The sequence below is a fragment of the Leptospira perolatii genome (assembly GCF_002811875.1).
Classification (GTDB): domain Bacteria; phylum Spirochaetota; class Leptospiria; order Leptospirales; family Leptospiraceae; genus Leptospira_B; species Leptospira_B perolatii.
This window is the reverse complement of sequence record NZ_NPDZ01000001.1, coordinates 125,151-145,407: the sequence shown is the minus strand read 5'-3', so window position 1 is coordinate 145,407 and position 20,257 is coordinate 125,151. Positions and strand designations below refer to the sequence as shown.

The 20,257-nt window shown below is 41.0% G+C and carries 19 protein-coding genes; 15 read left to right on the top strand and 4 right to left on the bottom strand.

The features are described 5' to 3' along the window. The first annotated feature begins 81 nt into the window (after positions 1 to 81). From gyrB to lenA, 4 genes are all read left to right on the top strand, one after another. On the top strand, positions 82 to 1,995 hold the full coding sequence (gyrB, locus tag CH373_RS00680; RefSeq protein WP_100712539.1) for a DNA topoisomerase (ATP-hydrolyzing) subunit B: 1,914 nt from the start codon (positions 82 to 84) through the stop codon (positions 1,993 to 1,995). A 32-nt stretch (positions 1,996 to 2,027) separates the two neighbouring features. Beyond that, complete coding sequence (gene gyrA / locus CH373_RS00675; RefSeq protein ID WP_100712013.1) at positions 2,028 to 4,541, top strand: DNA gyrase subunit A; 2,514 nt, start codon at positions 2,028 to 2,030, stop codon at positions 4,539 to 4,541. After that, on the top strand, positions 4,538 to 5,518 hold the full coding sequence (locus tag CH373_RS00670) for a tRNA dihydrouridine synthase (protein WP_100712012.1): 981 nt from the start codon (positions 4,538 to 4,540) through the stop codon (positions 5,516 to 5,518). Before gyrA ends, CH373_RS00670 begins: the two co-directional genes overlap by 4 nt. Positions 5,519 to 5,674: 156 nt before the next feature. After that, positions 5,675 to 6,427, top strand: coding sequence for a lipoprotein LenA (gene lenA / locus CH373_RS00660; protein ID WP_100712010.1), 753 nt, complete (start codon positions 5,675 to 5,677; stop codon positions 6,425 to 6,427). Positions 6,428 to 6,522: 95 nt separating this feature from the next. Here the strand turns inward: lenA and CH373_RS00655 are convergent, their stop codons facing one another. Then, positions 6,523 to 7,077 carry a lipoprotein LipL21 gene (locus tag CH373_RS00655; RefSeq protein WP_100712538.1) on the bottom strand — a complete coding sequence of 185 codons (555 nt, stop codon included), beginning with the start codon at positions 7,075 to 7,077 and terminating at the stop codon, positions 6,523 to 6,525. Between the two features lie 83 nt (positions 7,078 to 7,160). Between CH373_RS00655 and CH373_RS00650 the strand changes: the two genes are divergently transcribed. Together CH373_RS00650 and CH373_RS00645 are read left to right on the top strand one after the other, a co-directional pair. Continuing rightward, complete coding sequence (locus CH373_RS00650; protein WP_423789748.1) at positions 7,161 to 8,789, top strand: LIC10012 family protein; 1,629 nt, start codon at positions 7,161 to 7,163, stop codon at positions 8,787 to 8,789. A gap of 5 nt (positions 8,790 to 8,794) precedes the next feature. Continuing rightward, the gene (locus CH373_RS00645) at positions 8,795 to 9,673 is read left to right on the top strand and encodes an AAA-type ATPase lid domain-containing protein (RefSeq protein ID WP_100712536.1); all 879 of its coding nucleotides are present in this window, start codon (positions 8,795 to 8,797) and stop codon (positions 9,671 to 9,673) included. Here the strand turns inward: CH373_RS00645 and holA are convergent. After that, positions 9,660 to 10,736 carry a DNA polymerase III subunit delta gene (holA, locus tag CH373_RS00640; protein WP_207761414.1) on the bottom strand — a complete coding sequence of 359 codons (1,077 nt, stop codon included), beginning with the start codon at positions 10,734 to 10,736 and terminating at the stop codon, positions 9,660 to 9,662. The genes CH373_RS00645 and holA overlap by 14 nt on opposite strands. Before the next feature lie 73 nt (positions 10,737 to 10,809). Here holA and CH373_RS00635 point away from each other — a divergent pair, with 73 nt between their 5' ends. Beyond that, positions 10,810 to 11,088: a hypothetical protein gene (locus tag CH373_RS00635; RefSeq protein ID WP_100734052.1), complete on the top strand. Its 279-nt coding sequence runs from the start codon at positions 10,810 to 10,812 to the stop codon at positions 11,086 to 11,088. Positions 11,089 to 11,142: 54 nt separating this feature from the next. On the opposite strand, the gene CH373_RS00630 is transcribed toward CH373_RS00635, so the two are convergent. Beyond that, positions 11,143 to 11,736: a nucleoside triphosphate pyrophosphatase gene (locus CH373_RS00630; protein WP_100712007.1), complete on the bottom strand. Its 594-nt coding sequence runs from the start codon at positions 11,734 to 11,736 to the stop codon at positions 11,143 to 11,145. Positions 11,737 to 11,825: 89 nt separating this feature from the next. Between CH373_RS00630 and CH373_RS00625 the strand changes: the two genes are divergently transcribed. From CH373_RS00625 to CH373_RS00610, 4 genes are read left to right on the top strand one after another with little or no spacing between them, the layout of a single operon-like run. Then, positions 11,826 to 12,692 (top strand): hypothetical protein, encoded by an 867-nt coding sequence (locus CH373_RS00625; RefSeq protein ID WP_207761413.1) that lies wholly within the window; start codon positions 11,826 to 11,828, stop codon positions 12,690 to 12,692. Next, on the top strand, positions 12,689 to 13,225 hold the full coding sequence (locus tag CH373_RS00620; RefSeq protein WP_100712006.1) for a hypothetical protein: 537 nt from the start codon (positions 12,689 to 12,691) through the stop codon (positions 13,223 to 13,225). Before CH373_RS00625 ends, CH373_RS00620 begins: the two co-directional genes overlap by 4 nt. After that, entirely contained in the window at positions 13,222 to 13,965 is a 744-nt protein-coding gene (locus CH373_RS00615; RefSeq protein ID WP_100712005.1) for an SDR family NAD(P)-dependent oxidoreductase, read from the top strand. Before CH373_RS00620 ends, CH373_RS00615 begins: the two co-directional genes overlap by 4 nt. Next, positions 13,962 to 14,576 carry an L-threonylcarbamoyladenylate synthase gene (locus CH373_RS00610; protein ID WP_100712004.1) on the top strand — a complete coding sequence of 205 codons (615 nt, stop codon included), beginning with the start codon at positions 13,962 to 13,964 and terminating at the stop codon, positions 14,574 to 14,576. The genes CH373_RS00615 and CH373_RS00610 overlap by 4 nt, the downstream gene beginning before the upstream one ends. A gap of 60 nt (positions 14,577 to 14,636) precedes the next feature. Here the strand turns inward: CH373_RS00610 and CH373_RS00605 are convergent, their stop codons facing one another. Beyond that, positions 14,637 to 14,993, bottom strand: a complete 357-nt coding sequence (locus tag CH373_RS00605; protein ID WP_100712003.1) for an arsenate reductase family protein — start codon at positions 14,991 to 14,993, stop codon at positions 14,637 to 14,639. A gap of 130 nt (positions 14,994 to 15,123) precedes the next feature. Here CH373_RS00605 and fliG point away from each other — a divergent pair, with 130 nt between their 5' ends. From fliG to CH373_RS00585, 4 genes are all read left to right on the top strand, one after another. Next, positions 15,124 to 16,137 carry a flagellar motor switch protein FliG gene (fliG, locus tag CH373_RS00600; protein ID WP_010416486.1) on the top strand — a complete coding sequence of 338 codons (1,014 nt, stop codon included), beginning with the start codon at positions 15,124 to 15,126 and terminating at the stop codon, positions 16,135 to 16,137. A gap of 10 nt (positions 16,138 to 16,147) precedes the next feature. Beyond that, a complete protein-coding gene (locus CH373_RS00595; RefSeq protein WP_243393197.1) occupies positions 16,148 to 18,343 on the top strand; it encodes an adenylate/guanylate cyclase domain-containing protein in 2,196 nt (731 codons plus the stop codon). A 328-nt stretch (positions 18,344 to 18,671) separates the two neighbouring features. Continuing rightward, positions 18,672 to 18,959 (top strand): hypothetical protein, encoded by a 288-nt coding sequence (locus CH373_RS18760; protein WP_243393196.1) that lies wholly within the window; start codon positions 18,672 to 18,674, stop codon positions 18,957 to 18,959. A gap of 5 nt (positions 18,960 to 18,964) precedes the next feature. After that, positions 18,965 to 20,209 carry an LIC10025 family lipoprotein gene (locus CH373_RS00585; RefSeq protein WP_100712002.1) on the top strand — a complete coding sequence of 415 codons (1,245 nt, stop codon included), beginning with the start codon at positions 18,965 to 18,967 and terminating at the stop codon, positions 20,207 to 20,209. Positions 20,210 to 20,257: the final 48 nt, after the last annotated feature.

The window sequence follows — 20,257 nt, the reverse complement described above, 5'->3', positions numbered from 1 at the left end:
GATCTTTCCTTTATTGTACCGAATTTCCTTGCCTCCATGAGCTTTTCAGGAAAACTAATCCTTAAGGTTCCCGGAGGATTCATGAGCCAACCAGACAGCAGCTACAGTGCCGGCCAGATCAAGATTCTGGAAGGTTTAGAAGCCGTACGTAAGCGTCCAGGAATGTACATAGGAACCCAGGACGAAAGTGGTCTCCATAAGATGGTCTACGAGGTAGTAGACAACTCAGTGGACGAGGCCATGGCCGGTCATTGCACTGAAATTACTATAAGCATCCTTTCAGGAAATATTATCGAAGTAAAGGACAATGGGCGTGGAATCCCGATCGATATCCATCCGGATAAAAAGATTTCTACGATCGAAGTGGTCATGACCATATTACACGCGGGTGGAAAGTTCGAGAACGATGCATACAAGGTCTCGGGCGGTTTGCACGGAGTTGGGGTAAGCGTTGTGAACGCACTTTCAGAGTGGCTGGAAGTAGAAGTTCACAATAAGGGAAAAGTATATCATCAGAAATATGCCAAAGGAATTCCGCAAACCCAGGTTACGGTAATCGGTGAAACAAATTCACGCGGAACCATCGTACGTTTCAGACCAGACGAATCCATTTTTACTACGACAGAGTTTCAATACGACGTATTGACTTCTAGATTCCGCGAACTTGCCTTTTTGAATAAAGGGCTCAAGCTAATTGTTCGAGATGAAAGAAAGGAAGAGCCCCAACGTCATGAGTTTCTTTTCGACGGAGGAATTGTATCCTTTGTAGAATATCTAAATGAAAACAAACATCCGATGCACAAAACCATCCATTTCGAAAGAAATAAGGATGATGTACTAGCGGAGATTGCAATTCAGTACTCCGACACTTATTCGGAAAATATCTTTTGCTTCACCAACAATATTAACAATAATCTCGGTGGAACACATTTAGAAGGCTTTCGGGCCTCTTTGACTAGAACCCTGAATGATTACCTAAAAAAAGATCAACAGCTTTCTAAGAAACATCCGACCGGACTTTCTGGAGATGATGTCAAGGAAGGTTTAACAGCTGTTATCTCGATCAAAATTCCGCAGCCTCAGTTCAATTCTCAGACAAAAGAAAAACTGGTGAACGCAGAAGTTAAAGGAATCATGCAAACACTCACCGGAGAAGGTTTGTCTCTGTTCTTCGAGGAGAATCCTTTAGTCATAAAGAAAATATTAGAAAAATGTATATTAGCTGCAAAAGCAAGAGAAGCCGCGAGAAAAGCAAGAGATCTTACTCGTAGAAAGACGGTTCTAGAAGGCGGTGGTTTACCGGGAAAACTTGCTGACTGCTCGGAAAAAGACCCCGCAGCATCTGAACTCTACATTGTCGAGGGAGATTCTGCAGGTGGTTCCGCAAAGCAAGGAAGAGATCGAAACTACCAAGCGATTCTTCCTCTCAAAGGAAAAATTCTAAACGTAGAAAAGTCTCGATTGGATAAGATACTCGGAAACGAGGAGATCCGAACTTTAGTTTCAGCCCTTGGAACAGGTATCGGTGAAGATGAGTTCAATATAGATAAAATTCGATATCATAAAATTGTGATAATGACAGATGCTGATATTGATGGATCTCATATCCGAACTTTGTTACTAACATTCTTTTTCAGATATATGCGATCAGTGGTAGAGAAAGGGTTTCTCTATGTGGCGCAGCCTCCTTTGTATCTGATAAAGCACGGTAAGAACCAGACCTACTTATATTCCGATAAAGAAAAAGAAGAATTCTTAAAACAGTTGAATTCAGACAAAGTCGTAATTCAGCGTTACAAAGGTCTTGGAGAAATGAATCCGGAGCAGCTTTGGGAAACCACAATGGATCCGGAAAAGCGAGTCGTACTCAAAGTGAAGCTAGACGATTTCGTAGAAGCAGAAGAAACATTTAACATTTTGATGGGCGACGAAGTAGTTCCAAGACGAAGATTCATTGAAGTGAACGCTGCAAAAGTAGCAAACCTAGATCTATAAACACATACACAATTTGGGAGCTCTAAAATCGAATGAGCCAAGAGATGGAGAACGAAACAAAGACTCTGGGGTATAGCCCTTCTTCTAGACCTGATATCGGAGAAGCGCTAAAGAATGGCGTAAGGGTCATTCCGGTCGAAATCGAAGATCAAATGAAGGAAGCTTACCTTGGTTATGCGATGAGCGTAATCGTCGGTAGAGCGCTTCCCGATGTGAGGGACGGTTTAAAACCAGTCCATCGACGTATATTGCATGCAATGAACGAGAGAGCTTGGAGAAGCGACCGAGCTTATGTAAAGTGCGCCAAAATCGTCGGGGAAGTCATCGGTAACTATCACCCTCACGGAGATTCTGCAGTTTATGATGCGTTAGTTCGTATGGTGCAGGAATTCTCTTTACGCGTTCCATTAATCGACGGACAGGGAAACTTCGGCTCCATTGACGGTGATAACGCAGCGGCGTATCGATACACCGAAGCTCGTTTGGAAAAAGTTGCCGAAGAGCTACTGCGCGATATCGAAAAGAACACAGTCAATTTTTCACCGAACTTTGATGATACAAAAGAACAGCCTGATGTTTTACCTGCTAATTTTCCGAATCTGCTCGTAAATGGTTCCTCCGGAATCGCAGTCGGGATGGCTACAAACATTCCGCCTCACAATTTAAAGGAATGCATTTCTGCAGTCATAGCGGTGATCAGGAATCCAGAGATTACCATACCCGAGTTGTTGAAAATTGTTCCGGGACCCGACTTCCCAACAGGAGGGATTGTAATCGGTGGAGAGGGACTTATTTCTGCCTACTCCAACGGAAGAGGTTCCATTCGAATTCGCTCCAAAGTTGAAATCGAAGAAACAAAAAAAGGAAGAGAAGTAATCGTTGTTACCGAGATTCCTTATCAAGTCAACAAGCGACTGCTCTTGGAAAAAATCGGAGATTTGGTAAACGATAAACAAATCGAAGGCATCTCAGAAATATTAGATCTTTCTAATAGGAAAGGAATTCGAGTAGAAATTCATGTAAAGAAAGATGCAAACGCGCAAGTTATACTAAACCAACTGCTAAAGCTGACTCAACTACAGGTGAGCTACGGAATCACTATGTTGGCGATTTTAGACAACAAGCCTAAGATCTTCAATATAAAAGAAATTCTCGTAGCTTATTCGATTCACCGAAAAGAAGTTATCGTTCGAAGAACTCAATTCGATTTAGACAAGGCAGAAAAAAGAGCTCATATCTTAGAAGGATTAAAGATCGCACTCGAGAATATCGAAGAAGTGATCAAAGTCATTCGTGCTTCCAAAACGCCTGCGGAAGCTAAAGAACAACTGATGAAACGGTTCAGTCTTTCTGAAATTCAAACAGATGCGATCTTGGAAATGCGATTGCAAAGACTTACTTCTTTGGAAGTTCAAAAAGTCATCGATGAATTGGAAGAAGTCAGAAAACTAATACTTGATTTGAAAGACATTTTGGCAAATCCAGCAAGAGTCGCCGACATCGTTTGCACCGAGTTAACAGAAGTTTCCGAGAAGTTTGGAACAACAAGAAAGACTGATATAAGCCTGGAAAGCGTGGAATCATCTTCGTTTAATGCAGAAGATTTGATCGCAGATGAAGAAATGGTTCTTCAAATCACATACGATCAGTTTATCAAGCGACTTCCGATCGACACTTTCAAAAGACAAAGAAGAGGCGGAAAAGGGATCCAGGGACTTTCCCAAAAAAGAGACGACGTTGTAAAAATCATGAAGTCGGCAATGACTCACGATAACGTAATGTTCTTCTCCAATATCGGAAAAGTTTATATGCTAAAGGCCTATGAACTTCCTCTTGCATCGAAAGAAGCAAGAGGAAAATCTCTGAAAGCGATTATCGGATTGGGAGAAAACGAGACTATTTCTTCGATCTTTGCTTTCCGGGAAATGGATAAGGATACCGACCTACTTCTCGTGACCAGAAAAGGCTTTATGAAGAGAGTAGAATTATCAGAATTCTCTAATGTAAAGAAATCTGGAATTATTGCAATAGGCCTGAGAGAAGGTGATGAATTGATCTCTGTCGATTCGGTTCGCAAAGGAGATGATTTAATGATCTTCTCTAGAAAAGGTCTAGCGCTTAGAATCGAAATGGATAATGTCCGTGCCCAAGGAAGAACTGCTCAGGGTGTTACAGGCATGAGACTGGGAGCAGATGACGCACTTATAGGCGTGTCTAAAGTAGTCGAAGGTGAGGATATATTCGTAATTTCCGAAAATGGTTATGGAAAGAGACTCGGATTCGAAGAGTTCTCTACAAAAGGTCGTGGCGGAAAAGGCATGGCCTTCTTGAAAGTCGGAGAAAAGAACGGCTTTGCTGTAAGAGCTGGATCTGTCGGATTAGAAGACGAAGTTATCATAGTTTCTCAGCAGGGTATGATCATTCGGACCGAAGCCGCGCAAATTTCTAAATTAGGAAGAACCGCGGTTGGGGTCAGAGTGGTGGATGTGAAAGACAACGACCGAGTACAAGACTTTACGGTTCTGACTGAGCGCAAAGAAAAATGATCCGAATCGGGTCCGTAGAAATCCCGGGTTGGCTTGCCATGTCTCCCATGGCAGGAATCAGCGATAGTCCAACAAGGACAATCGCTCGAAGATACGGCTCGGCTTTTTCCTACACTGAATTTGTCTCTACAGATAGCCTGGCAGTAGGCTCAAAGAAAGCGTTATCTTTATTAGCTTTTCGTAAAGAAGAAAGACCGATTACCTTTCAAATTTTCGGAAACAATCTAGAAATCATTCTAGAAGCAGCAAAAAGAATCCAGGATTTGCAACCAGACATTATTGACCTAAATATGGGCTGTTCTACTCGAAATGTATCGATGCGTGGATCAGGAGCAGGCTTACTGAGAAAGCCAGCTTATGCCGGGAAAATTATAGAAGCGATGGCTAGCAGCTTAAAGGTACCTGTAACTGCAAAAATTAGACTCGGATGGGACGATGCATCCAGAAACTACCTGGAAGTTTCCAGGATTTTGGAAGAATCCGGAGCCTCGGCAATCACCGTTCATGGAAGAACTAAGGAAATGGGTTATACCGGAAACGCCGATTGGGATGCAATCGGAGAAGTCAAAGCCGCCAGAAAAGTTCCTATTTTTGGAAACGGTGATATTACTTCCTTTGAAGATGCAAGGGCAAGAAAGGAAAGGTACGGAGTCGACGGAGTCCTGGTTGGAAGGAATTCTATAGGTAATCCTTGGCTTTTTTCCAATATAGATAAAGAAAATCTAATGCTTTCAGAATTGGTGCGATTGAGTTTGGAACACTTAGCCTTGATGGAAGAAACTTTCGGGGCCTCTCTGGCAATTGTGTTGATGCGGAAGCATTTTGTAAGAATTTTTCAGGACAGAAAAGAAGTCCTTCCGTTCAGAACGGAGCTCCTTCAGTGCATTGATCCAATTCGTGTTAGGGAGTTACTTCACGAACTTTCAGAGTTAGAGCCTATTTTAAAGAATGAAGGTCATCTGGCCGCCGTTAGTTAAACTTCTTCCGTCCATAAAATTTCCGAACTTCCTTACCATCAGCTCAAGGACATATCTAGTGTATCCTGGATTCGGAATGCTCCCATTCTGCGAATCCTCTTGACAGAAATTTTTTGCTAGGCCTAATTTGGAATTCTCGGAAGGAGAGAATTCCAAATGCAGTTGAGAAAGAATTTTGCTATACTCGCTCTTATCGCAGTATGTGGCTTCATTTTATTGTGCAAAAAAGAGGAGAAACCAGTAGTAGCCCAAATCGTCGGAACCAAATATTCCAACTTTGATCAATGGATTTATAAAAAGGCCGGCACAGCAGATAAAGCCGAACAAGTAGAACTAGTTTACGGAATGGAAGAAGTTACTGGTCTAGAAATTGTTCCATTTGAAACGACGGATGCCAAGGGAAACAAAAGCCAAGCAGACTATCTGAAACTGAAAACAGTAAGTAACAAAGAAGGTTTTGCCCTCTTGAAAAACTTTTCAGATGCAGTCCTATTTGTAACAGTCGACGGGGATACTTCCTTCGCAAAGCCCAGTATTACCTCTCCGTCCAAGGGAAAACTGATTAGAGGAATGTATTGTTTGGAAAATGAGGTAAACGGAGAATTTTCGAACGTAAATTGCTATGGTTCCATTATTAAAAACGGAAAGATCGAAAACTATTATAAAGTTTGGATTCAACCGAATTCTCCAAATATTTCTAAAGATCCTTTATTAGGTGACACTGTAAAAAATCTTAGAAAAGCAAGCATGGCTCTGGAAAAATTTGCTAAGTCAACCGATCCTGCTGAACAACAAAAACTACAAGCAACAGCTACAGAAGCTTTGAAGTTAGTTGTATCGAAGGCAGATCAGTTTTTAGATGCGGCGAATGCCATCGCAACTGAGTACGGTCTTGTAGTGACTGAATAGGATATCTTTAAAACTAAAAAGGCAAAAAAAACCCCACTAAAAAGTGGGGTTTTCGTTTTTAGTAGTAATAGCTACTTAAAACTTAATAGTAATATTTACTTACCAACTTCCTGAGCTTTTGCAACGAGTGCGTCACGTCCGCCTGGGAATTTAGCGTAAATAACACACTGACATTCTTCCCAGTTGTCTTTGCTTACATCGCTAGGATCTGAACCAGCGCCGGTAGCTTTACATTCGTAAACTCCAACACCTTTAACGATACCTGCAGATTGAGAAACGATTACGTTCGCAGTTGCTTCACCATCGGAAACTCCGGAAGCAGATTCAACTGTTTCACCAACCATCTTTTTAACCACGTCGGAAGCACCTTGTAGGCGAGAAGCTTCGCGGCAAGTAGATTGCATCATTGCTGGACTCTTTTTAGCCACAGCTTTTGCTGATGCGCGTGAAGAAAACTTCATGTAGTAGTAATCTTTCGGATTAGTATCTTTTGGAGTTTTCCCGTCACTTCTTTGTTCTGGGGGTCCGCCCCATCCTTCGAAAGACCAGCCTCCATCCCCAACTGAAGTAGCATCCTTTTGCGCAGTGTCAGGTCCGCAATAGGATAAAAGAACAGCTGCGAATGAAATAGCGACAAGTTTCTTGATCATCATTTTCTCCTTGATCAGGTGGATTTGAGAAATATATCCTCTAAATCTATTTCGCAAGCCATTTTTTCATGAAGCTTTGTAAAATTATTTTCCAGACTAAGAACTACAGAAATCAGAAACTACGCACTGCACTAGGTGCAAAAAGTTTCGTCCTCATTATATTAATCCTGAGTTTTTTTCCGCGTGGGAATGTGATTGCTACCTCAATTGCATTTCTTCCCGGATATTGGGAAGGAGTTTCGCCAAAAATGCTGGAAGGAACTCCCGAAAAACCTTTCGAGCTGATTAGATTAGGACAATTTTATACATCAAACATCTACTCTGCGCGAATTTTGGAAGTTATCAAAGATCCCAGAGATCCTGAAGCAAAGGATTACTTACGTCCCGAAATTTTTAAGGAACAACTGAAGGCAGCATGCTTTAAATATAAAGCGGATTATATTGCGAGAGATGTATTAGAAATACGCGAAAAAGCAAGAATTGATCGTACGGTTTATGATTGTAACCTCTCTCAGTTAGAAGAGTATTCTGTTTTTGGACGAAAGGATCTCTTCGAACTTTACGAAAAGTTGACACAGAAATCTTTTCCTCTTCTTCCTAAAAAACCGAAAAAAAATTTTCAAGAGAACTCGGATGCACGGAAAACTCTGCAAATTTTTCTAGTAGATGGCTCTTTTTCGTATGCGAATGAGCGCAAAGAGTTTATGTCCCTTCTTGAGTCCACTTCCTGGAGACCTCGAACTTCATTTCGACTCGCTGTCTTTGGAGAAAACTTTTCCCAAGTTTATCCTGAAGTTGAAAGTAGGGCTGATCTTGTTCGACAATGGAAAGAATGGAAACCAGTCGGAAAATCAACTACCTCAGATCTTGGAAATGCACTTACTCGTTTAGGAAGAGTTCTGCTCTCGGTAGACAAACCGGATTATCACCCAAGGATAGAGCTGATTGTACTTACGAATGCAAAGTTAGGCAATTCCGCGGGATCATATTCGAGCTCGCTTGAATTTCTGGCAAAACAAGGAGTTCGAGTTCATATTATTTATTCTTCCTATTCAGGGCCTGAATCTAGAAAGGCACACTTGGACGCATCAAAGTATGCGCAGGAATTCAAAGAAGCAATTTATTACCAAAGAGTAGCAACTTCTAGAGATAATAAGACGATCGTTCTAAAGAACGGAAGACTTTATGTGACTTCTCAAATATTGGATCCGGGTGCCGAGTTGGATGAAAATGGTTTGGAAAAAATCGATTTATCAGGAAAATACTTTCTCTCAGATGCGCTAAACCCTTGGAACCTGAGCAGACTTTTTGAAGAAATTAAGGGCGAAAAAATTCTTTCCGCAGAACCAGTTAGAAGTAATTTTTCTCTTCTTCTTGGGAAATCGTTTTCATTTTCTTCTAAGACTGATGTAATAAGCGAAGGATCAAAAGTACTTGTAAAAACAGGTGAAAAAGCTTTCTGGATGCGATTCCCTGCAGGGAACAGTGTCGCAGAAGGCAAAAAGGGAGTTTGGAAGGTTACTTTTCTTTCTTCCTCTTTTTCCTTGGAAGGTGTCGAAGTTATACCGGATTCCGTGGAAGTTTATCCCTACGTCCCTCCGAAATCTCTGGAGTGTGATCCGGGAAGTGCGAGAAATTACATACGAAATACAGAAAAATCGCGTTATGATTGTGTGGTGAAGGGAGAGATCCTTGAAGTCTCTCAACATTAATGACTATGGATGAAGACTCTTTTGTAGCACTTTCTCCGACTTCTCGAAAGTTACTCGATAGAATTCGACAATCTTCTAATTCCGATCTGCCCGTGCTTGTGCTCGGAGAAATCGGCACTGGAAAGAGCTATCTCGGAAAGCTACTATGTTCACTTGCTAAAGCAAAGTTTCCAAATTTCACTGCGTTTGATTTCGGAGCGTCTGAAACTGATTCCGAAGCAAAAGAAGCTTTCTCGACTCTATCTTCTTTAAATGGCCATACTATATTACTAGAAAATGTATCTAAACTTGATCCAGCTCTACAAGTACAGCTATTGCAGAAAATCAGAGCGGACAAGGGAAAGAATCGATACATATTTTCGGAAGATCTAAACATTAAGGAGAAAGTTTCGAACGGAAAATTATTAGAATCTCTACTCATCGAAATCCAAACACTTCAGTTGAACCTTCCTGCTCTACGAGAAAGGAAAGAGGACATTGCACCGTTTGTCCGATTCTTTTTAGCTGATGTAGGCAAGAAGTACGGCAGAAGAAACATTAAGATTTCTGATAAATTGGGAAAATTCCTATTGGAGTATGACTATCCGGGAAACCTTCACCAACTAAGAAATCTAATCGAGGGAATGGTTTCTCTTCACAACGTAAAAACCTTAGACACCAAGCACCTTCCTCCGGAGCTGTTCGAAACTAGGTATAAAACGGAAATAAAATTGGAAGTCAGGACTGGGATTCCACTCAAAGATTATGAAAGAGAGATTATCAGAAGAAATTTGGTGCTAGTAAACGGAAATAGAGAAAAAGCAGCGAGAATTCTCGGAATCTCGGAGAGGACAATTTACAGAAAGATAACGGAATTCGATTTAAACGATCCTAAACCCGAATAAGTTCTTCGATCCTTCTGAGGAAATAATAAATCGTATCGGACTTTTCTGCCCCGGTTTTTATTCTTCGGTTCATATCAATCAAAAATGAATACAGATCGTCGACATCTTTATCGCTAAAGATATTGGATTGCTTCTTGAGTAAAAAATAGAATCTATTCTTTCTAGCCGGAGAATAATTCTGGATTCCTAAGATTTCAGTCTGTTCCTTTTCGGAAAGAACCTTATCATAGAAGCGATTTAATACTTTAAACTTTCTTAATTTGTCTAAATGATCCTTAAATAAGTTTAAGAAAAGCAGCAAAGAGTCCTTTCCGACCCTGAATTTGGAAAACTCCTTAAAGAATCTGCCCGCATCCCGGTCGAAGAAGTAATCCAAAATCTCCGTAGCGTTAAATTCAGAAGATTGAAATAAAACTTCTCGGATGTCAGATACATTATAGATTTTTTTTCCTAAAAACAGTTTCAGTCTTTCCAGATTTCTAATATAGGATCCTGAGGTTGGATGAACTTTTAGAATAAATTCCTCTTCTGCCTCGTCTTCTAGTTTTACTTCTAATTCTTTGCAGGCTTGAGTTAGTGCAGGTTTTCGATCACTAGCGAAGAATTTTTTAGAAAGAAAGTATTTAGCGTCTTTGTCGAATAAAGCGAGAACTTCTTTGGATACGTCCCAATGGTCGTAATGAACCAAAATTTTTACAGAATCCGGCAAAGAGGCGAAAGGCGGAGTTTTTTGTAATTTTGATTTTCCCTTCGATAGGATGGGTTTGAAAAAAACAGAACCTGATTTGATCAGAAAGAGTTTGCGGGCAGCAAACAATTCCATATTTTTCACTTCGGATTGGAAGCTCTCCAGATCTCCGGGTTCCGAAACAAAGACTACTACTTCGAACGAATCTCCGGATTTTTTGAACGCTTCTCTGTATAGATCAGAGACGATTCCGAATTCATAAGAATCCTCGGCTACTACAAAAAGCACATTCGGCAATTCATCGATTCCGCCCTTAGTCTTATGAAGAAAATCCAAGAGATTCCCATAGCCAGAAGATTCTTTTACCGCAACCACAGATTCATACTCCGAAATCCTGTGGTATAGTCAAGTCTCTGCTCGCTTTATTCTCTAAAGGATCACGCTGATTTTGTCGATAGAGATACTAATCCAATTCCAAGGATTTGGAGTGGGTCAGAGAAGTGTTATGAAAATTAGCGACGGCGTTCAGAAAATATCATTTCCGGAACAAAATCTTACCTACGTAAAACCTGTCCTAAACCGTAACACTGTCCATCCTGTGGAGCAAATCACTCCGAGAGAAATCCGTCGCCACTCCGATTCCCTCAACTTATACAGCGAACCCGGAAAACCCTCTCCAAAATCGGAAGCTGTGCAAAAAGGTCGCTTTTTCGATACTTACGCCTAATCTGAATCGATTGAGTTCATCCGTTCTTGAACCAATTATTCAATCAGCAATATTTTACTGAAAAGTATTCCATTCAGAAATCGTAATGTTTCCTCTTAAAAAAGGAGACCAAAGATCGTGCTCTGAATAAAATTTCCGGATTGGAAATCCTACGATATTCGTGTAAGAACCTTTGAAGTTTTTGACAGGACTTCCGAAGTCTTGGATCCCGTAGGCACCGGCCTTGTCCAAGGGTAATGCCTCTTTCACATACTTTTGAATTTTTTCCTTTTCCAATTTCTTGAATTCTACTTCGGAAGTGTCATAGTCAAAAATTGTCTTCTCGTGAGAAGAGAGACCTAGTCCTGAATATACGAAGTGACTTTTGCCGTTTAGCATCCTAAGCATCTCGATCGCGTCTTGTATGTCCGTCGGTTTCTGCAATATGGAATTTTCAAAGACTACGATCGTGTCCGCAGAGACATACAAATCCGATGAGTTCAGTGGGGCAGGACCTAGTTTTGCTAGTGTGATTCTTTTCAGATAATCCAATGGTCTTTCACCTGCAAAAGAGGACTCGTCCACTTCAAAAGGGTCGATCTCATAAACCAAGTTTAATGTATCAAAAATCTCCTTTCTGCGCGGGGATTTGGATCTTAGAAGAAGCATACGGCTAAGATCTAATAAAAGCCTTGCCAGGCACTCCTTTTCTTTGTATCACTGGATGGATCAATGTAACAGGGCACTCGAATAAAAGTATGTATAGACTCCAACTTTTCATCTTTGGACTAGCGACCGCGTTCTTACTCTTACTTCCAGAACCGAATCATTCACAAACAACTCCAATCAGCCCTCCTCCAAAGGAGAATACTCAAACTTTGGAAAGCAATTCCTCTAACTCTAGCGTGAAAAATGCGGATCCTAAATCTAGAGCTTACATAATCCGAAAAAAGGCTTGGGTGGCTTTAAGATACTTGAGAGCCACGCTTTTAAATTTTGACCGCAAGGCAGAATGGGATAATCTATTAGGAGAATATACGAAAGGGGAAACTTCCTTTCAAAGGGCGGAATGGGAAAATTCGGCGAATCAATTCCAAACGTTAAAATCCAAGCTCGACCAAATTGCAGAGAACCAGAGCAAGGAAGTATTAGGAAAATCTGACATATTGGAAAAAGAAATCCAGCCTGCAGTAGTCGATATTAAACTCAATCCAGAGTTCGAGAATAAACAATATATCCCAGTGATAGAAAAGCATCTGCAAATCTATAGAGATACTTGGTTAGCAGCTAAGTCAGAAAAAGAAGCCGGGAATCAGGGACATGCACTTTATTTTGCGAAGCAGGGACTTTTGCAGCTATTCAAAGCAAAGATTTTGTTAGAGAAATCAAAGGAAGGCAAATTAGAACCGGAGGCTAAACTTTCGCGCAATCGAGTTCTGGAAACAGACTACTTAAATCCGGCAGACGTAAAATATTGGGATGATTGTTTGGAATTGTTGCATGTTTCTGAAGAGAACGGTCGCCAAAAAGAGAAAGCCTCGATTCGAAGAGTTTATGAGTTGAGAAAAGGAACTCCTGCGCCAGTCAAAGAAGAGGAAGCTTCTTCTCAATCAGGGAAAAAATGAGAATATTTAAACAGGGACCTTCTTTCTCTCGCTTTACTCGTCTTTCTATCTTGGCATTCTATTTCGTCTTTTTTTCTTCCTGCAGGGGTTGCAATATTCAGAATTATAGAAACCACGTAGTGCAGTGGACTTGCGATTGGATAGAATGGAAATGCGAAGCCATAGAAGTTCATCCCGATCTTACCGATTGCGATCCGTTTCACGAAGAATATGAAGGCTTCGATCATTTCGTAGATCGTGGAATATTAAGAGATGAATATAAAATTAGAGATGAGGGCGACCAAGAGCCAGTGCCTTCTGACCCCATGCTTCCTGAAAAGAAAACTAGAGAGCGGGATAAAGACACAATATCTGATTATGGAAAGAATATGAGAATCGACTCTAAAAGACTTTTTGAGCGATACGATATAATCAGCGGCCGCAAAAGAGATTATAGTAGAAGAAAGCATCCATGTAGTCCGATTGACGGAGATGCAAAACCGAATGTATATTATTCGGAGCCAAAAACAGAAGATAAGGGGAAAGAGTTTTGAAAAATCTTTTTGATTTAACCGGTAAAACGGTTCTGGTGACAGGCGCAACTAGAGGAATCGGGAGAGAGTTTGCCGAAGGTTTCAAGAATGCAGGAGCGATCGTCTATGGCACAGGATCTTCTGCGGAGTCCATAAAAAAATTAGATGGATCCGGAATCACAGCCTTTGCTGCGGACATTCGACAGCCCGGAGTGATGGATCCGATCATCGAGACCATCGCCAAAAAACACGGCCGCTTAGACGTACTTATCAACAATGCAGGAGTTGCCTCGAACACTCCTGCCGCATTTTTTAAGGAAGACGAAATCCAAAGTATAGTTCAAACTAATTTTGTAGGTGTATTCAGAGCCTGTCAGGCTTATTATAAGATCCACAAAAAAAAGGGAGGCAATATTATAAATATTGCATCTGTTCTCGGGTTTCAGGCGACAAAGCTTGCTTCAGTCTATTGCGGAACAAAAGCGGCAGTTATCAATATGACCAAGGCTCTCGCGGTTGAATGGGTAGGTTCCGGTTACAGAGTGAATGCGATTTGCCCAGGGTTTATCGATACGGATATGACTGAAATGATAAAAGAAAGGCCAGAGCTTATGGCTCAAATGCAAGATCACATTCCGATGCGAAGATTGGGAACGGGTGAGGATTTAGTAGGTGCCGCTTTGTATTTTGCTTCGGATGCGTCCAAGTATGTGACCGGTCAAACCCTACTCGTAGACGGAGGAGTTTCTTCGAGCGTATGATTTATCGACTGCACCCGCAAAATCCGGAAAAGAGAATTTTAACTAAAATCTCTCAGTCCTTGTTGGACGGGGCAGTCTATATATTTCCAACCGATACTGTTTATGCACTGGTGGCGGATTCTCAATCCCACTCCGGAGTAGAGAAGCTCTATCAGTTAAAAAATATTCCGAAAAACCAACCGCTTGCTCTACTTTGTAAGGATATTTCGGTCGCTTCGCATTACATGGAGCAACTCTCGAATGAGTCATTTCGTTTAATGAAGAGAATTACACCTGGACCATTTACTTTTATTGTGCGCGCAAATAAGCATTTGCCTCGGGTATCTTTTTCTAACCTAAAGGAAAAACAAATTGGGATTCGAATTCCGGACTCCATATATCTGCAGTCTCTCTTAGATTTACATCCGAACCCGCTAACGTCTACATCGGTTTTTATCCAAGATGAGTTTGTAGTCGATGTGGATATGCTGGAAGAAGTCTACGGAAAACGAATTCAAGGGATCGTCGATGGCGGGATTGTCGACGTGGAACTTTCTACGATCATCGATTGTACAGGAGATGAAATTCTAGTAACTAGGGAAGGAAAAGGAATGGAGCTATTAGCTCAGTAACTCTACTTGTCTCAAAGTAACTAAGGCAATCATCAGAACAGAATCCATTAACCTATTACGTTAACCGAACTTCTTTTTCCAATCTTCTTCCTTAAATCCTACAAAGCCGAATCCGTCGCCTAATACGAAAGGCCGTTTTACCAGATTTCCGTTAGTAGAAAGCAAATCTATCTGTTCATCCGTGTTCAATTTTCCGAGTTTATCTTTCAAACCCATTGCTTTATAGTCTTGGCCGGAAGTGTTGAACAACTTTTTGGAATCTCCTCCCAAGTAGGTGAGCATTTTCTTTAGCTCGGTTTTTTTGGGAGGAGTTTCGCGAATCGCTACCGTATCAAATTCGATCTTCTTGGAAGAAAGGTATTTCAGTGCTTTTCTGCAAGTATCGCAGTTTTTATATTCATATACTTTGAGTTTCATAAAAATGCCGTGGTGGGACCTACTTCGAAAGTTTTATAATTATGTCCTATTTGCAAGCAATTCCTTGGGAAAAACTTTGCCTTGAAAAGCGGAAAGTTTACCGATAAGATCTGATAGGATAGCAGCCGGCGTGCTCAATAAAAAGACAACACTAACTGGTAGACAAAAAGCAGCAATCTTTCTGATCGCTGTTGGGTCGGACGTATCCTCAGAGATTTTCAAGCATCTCCGCGAGGACGAGATCGAGCAGATCACTTTCGAGATCGCTCGCTTGGACAAAATCACTCCTGAAGATAAGGAAAAAGTACTCGTTGAATTCAACGAGTTGATGATGGCCCAGGAGTTTATCTCCAACGGTGGTATCGATTTTGCGCGCGGGTTATTAGAGAAAGCATTAGGAAATCAGAAAGCGATCGATATCATCAATCGATTGACCTCGAGTTTGCAGGTCAGGCCATTCGACTTCATTCGAAGAACGGACCCTCAGCACTTATTAAACTTTATTCAAAATGAGCACCCTCAAACGATTGCTTTGATTCTGTCTTACTTAGATCCGCAAAAAGCTTCTAATATTCTATCCAACTTGCCGCATACAATACAGGCGGAAGTCGCTAAGAGAATCGCTACGATGGACCGAGTATCACCGGACGTTTTGCGAGAAGTAGAAAGGGTTTTGGAAAGGAAACTTTCCACTCTCGCAAGCGAAGATTATACTTCCGCCGGTGGTATCGATTCTGTTGTGGAAATTTTGAACTTGGTCGACCGCGGAACAGAAAAGACGATTATCGAAGCTTTGGAAGAAGAAGATCCCGAACTCGCCGAAGAGATCAAAAAGCGGATGTTCGTATTTGAGGATATCGTGCTACTTGATGATAGAGCGATTCAAAAAGTTCTTCGAGAAGTAGATAACTCCGATTTGGCGAAAGCGCTTAAATCGGTCGATACAGAAGTTCAAGAAAAGATATTTAAGAACATGTCAAAACGAGCTGCAAACCTTCTCCGAGAAGATATGGATTTTATGGGTCCAATCCGAATTAAGGATGTGGAAGACGCGCAGCAAAAGATCGTTAACATCATACGTAAGTTGGAAGAATCCGGAGACATTGTGGTCGCTCGTGCTGGTGAAGACGAGCTTGTAATGTGAGGTCCAAAATTTGGATTTCATTCGTTCCGAAAGTAAAACTGTACCTTTTCTTATCCTATTTTTGTTTTCTTGTTTAGGGTGTGGTTACGAAAAACAACAAGCTCCGAGCATAGATCTTACTAAATTAACTTGGACTGCTGTTTGGAAGACCGAAAAGGGATTCCCCGAGACGAAGAATATCTCGAAACAGGATCGCAGAAATCCTGAACCAGAGAATTCGAAAACGATTCATAAATTTCCTGTTCCGTTCACAGAGTTTTTTCCTATTCTCCCGAATTCAGGAGTTCACGAAGTACTTGTCAAGACCGAATTCGAATTATCTAGGGAAAATGCACTTCTGAAAATTCCAACGGGAATTTTCCTGCCTGACATCGGAGAAAATTGGAGGCTGGAATTAAATGGGAAAATTCTCCGAGAAGAATGGTTTCCGATAGAGGAGGATTCATTGAGTCGCAAGCGATCCTTAAAAGGCGTTACGATTCCGATTGAACCCGGTCTTTTGAAAGTTGGAACGAACAAACTTCAAATAGAAATACGCGGAGAATCTCCCCCCACCCCCTATGTTCCGAACGATCATTTCGGATTCTACCATTCTTCCGGTTATCGAATCTCTAGCTTAGAAGACATTTACGAGCAAACTTCCGAATATTTGGATATTTTCCTTTTCGGGATCTATACTATATTCGGAATTTATCATATACTTTTTTTTAGAACTAGAACGGAAGATTCTTATTATCTTTATTTCGGATTGTTTTCACTCCTGTCCTCCGTCTACTTCTATTCGACTACGAATCATATCGCAAATCGCTTCATCAATTTTGTAGGAGGTCCTGACAGCGGAATACTTTACAGGTTGGAGTTCTCTTCTCTAATTCCTATGGTCCCCATGTTCCTACTTTTTGCAAAAGAGTTCTTCTATCAAAAAGAAGGAAAGTTTTGGATGATCCGAATTTTGGGCGTGCTTAGTATCTTCTTTTTCTTAGGCATGTGGGTTCTACCGTTTAGATATTTGCTGGTGAATTTGCGCCTTTTCCAATTTCTCCTCATCCCGATGTTGCTCTACGTTTTATTTTTTACACTCCAGACAATTCGGAAAAAGAGACCAGACGCAGGAAAAATGGCGATCGGAATTGCGATCTGCGCTTCTTTCGGAATCTGGGATACTTTAGATGCGATCTATAAGATTATTGGAATACATTATCCTTATTTTAAAATCGCTTATCTGACTTTCATTTTGGTCATTATTAGTCTGCTTGTTTCGCGCTATGTGAGTCTCTACAAAGAGTCTCAGGAATTGAACTTGGAATTAGCCGGTCAAAGGGACGCTTTTTACAGGTTTGTTCCTTCCGAGTTCATATCGATCTTGGATAAAAAGGATCCGGTAGAAATTAGAATCGGAGATTCCAAGGAAAAATCCATGTCGGTCATTTTTGCCGACCTTAAAGGATTTACCTCGTTATCCGAACGGTTAACTCCGGAAGAAAATATTAAGTATCTCAACCAGTACTTCTCTACTTTTGAAGAGATTATTTTTCGCAATTCCGGATTTGTAGATAAGTACGTCGGGGACGCGATACTCGCCCTCTTTTCAGATTATAGCCCTAGAGCGGAAAAGGAAAAATTTAACTCTGCTGACAATGTTTTGCAATCTGCAATCGATATGGTTAAAGTTCTTCATTCTTTGGGCGATAGCGCTTACGGTGCAGCTGACCTCGGAATAGGAATCAATACGGGTCCGCTAATTCTTGGTACTGTAGGAAGTAACCGGAGAATCGATACTACGGTGATCGGCGATACAGTAAACCTTGCCTCTAGGGTTCAGAGCCTTACAAGTTTTTATAAAACACGGATTCTGATCACTCATCATACTTTCTTACGATTGAATCTGCTTTCGGAAGTGCGTGCCAGAGAAATCGACACAGTAATCGTAAAAGGAAAGACCCAACCAGTTGTACTATACGAAGTGTACGAAGCGGATCCACCGGAATTCGCTGCCTGGAAGGATAGAGTTAAAGATAGGCTGAATGAAGGAATTTCTCTTTACAAATCAAAGAAATTTCGCGATTCCTTTTTGATTTTCAGGGAAATGTATAAAGAACATCCGCACGATAGCGTAGTCAGGCTCTACGCAAAGAGAACCAAGCTTTTCCTAAAGCAAGCTCCTTCCGAAGATTGGGACGGAATTTTTAGACTTCATAGAAAATAGGTTTTTATTTTCCAAATAACGGGAACACTTTGAAGAAAGAACTTTCAAAGTTTAGATTATGGTCGGGAAATTCTTGGCATACTTTTCGGGTTCCAGTCGATTTTCGAAAAGTCATATAAGCCTTTTCTCGATCTGTATTTTCTGCCTTTTCACATTTCCGCTTTTATCGGAAACGAATCAAACAAAAGTTCCAAAGTTTTCACTTCTGGACCAAAGAGGAAAGGTATTCACCGACAAGATTGCGAAAGGGAAAACCTTCTTCCTTTTAGGTTGTTCCTTCACTGATATAGTTCTGTGCAGAAAGCATGGTCGAAAAATTTATTGGAAGATGCAGACTTTAATCTCTGAGTCTGATCCGGTGGAATTTATCGCTTTTGTAAATCTATCGGGAGCTCCTTCCGGCGCGTTCGATTATATTTCCAAGGAAAAGGACAAAGAGTACGAATCAATCCTGCTGGATAAACAAGGAAGTCTTGCGGAAGGATTATCTCAGGGAAAAACTTTTTTGAGAGTATTTTCCAGAAAAGGCAGGTTGATCCATGCAGAAAGCTTTCAGTCTGTTCAAGATTCTGATGTGATCAGACTTTTCGATCTGATCAGGAAAGAGCGTCCGTGAAAACAATGGTAACCCAGTTTTTACAAAAGAGTATCGTTTTGACTTTGGCCTCCGCCCTTTTGGGAGGTTGCCTGCACAAAAGTCCCCAAGCTGCAGAATTCTTTTCGGAATACTTTCAGTTTCAAGATGCAATCGATGAAGAATTTCAAGACACACAGGTCCGAAAAATTTTAGGAGGATTCCCAGATCCGGAAAGCGAAAAGCTTTTAGTAGCGAACGGAGACCTTCTTACCCTCGGAATGATTCTGTCAAAGGATGGTACATCCTACAAACCTACACTCTCTGCTTCTCCACCGAAGGTTCATAAATCTACTCCCTATTCTCTCCATGTAGAGGTAAGCAAGTCTGAGTTTAAAGAACAAGGTACTTACAAGATTGTTCGTAAGACTGAAATGCTTTCGACTGAATTCAGTTTTCTAGAGTTGTTCCCCAAAATAGAAACCCTCGCACATCATTTACAGAATCCGCATTCGGCCCCACTATCGGAAGTATCTACTCTACAACATTTCCTTTGTGAGAAATTTGAGTGTAAGGAAAATAGATCCGCGGAAGGAGTCATTCTATCGTATTCACTATCGGACAAGACGAAGGAATCTTTTCCCAAGGCTTACAAAAAACTGAAAAGCAGAGGAAAGCAGGCCTCTTTTCGATTTAAGGTGTTTAAACCTGGAGGCTTTGAGAAAGGTTGGGAATTCTTTTCGGAGGGAACTTCCATCTTCTTAAAGATCCCGAAATCTGCTCCGGGATATTGGGCAAATCCAAGCCAGCTTAGAGTTCGGTTTGCATTATTCTTAAACGTGTACGGCTTGAAGATCGATATTCAGAATTTGGGTATTACCTTGTTCTTTAAAAGACAAGGACAGACGGATATTGTATCAGGAGTTTATAATAAAGTACCGAGTGTAAATATCACTGGAAGATTTTTGAGAATCTTTCCTCCGGGTGTGGTAGATTTTTTTCTTCCGGGAAATATACACGAATACTTTGAAAATTACTTTGAACTGCTCGTACACGGTTCGGATAAAAACGGAGGAAATCGATTCGTTTCTACTACGTTCCGAAATGGGAATCGAACCAAAGTGACCCTTGTTGCTAAGTCTGAAATTCTTCGTGAAAGATTTATTCCTTTTTCAGGAAAGGAAGAAGAAGATAGCCCGAGCTTAGACTCTTCTTTGCAGGATGCGCTGATCAAAGATCTGAGGGGATCTCATTTCAGACATCCGTTGGCGAATCTAGAAAAGAATCCCTAGGTTCTTATTCCGAATTGGTCTCCAGTTTACTGCTTTAGAATATTTCTA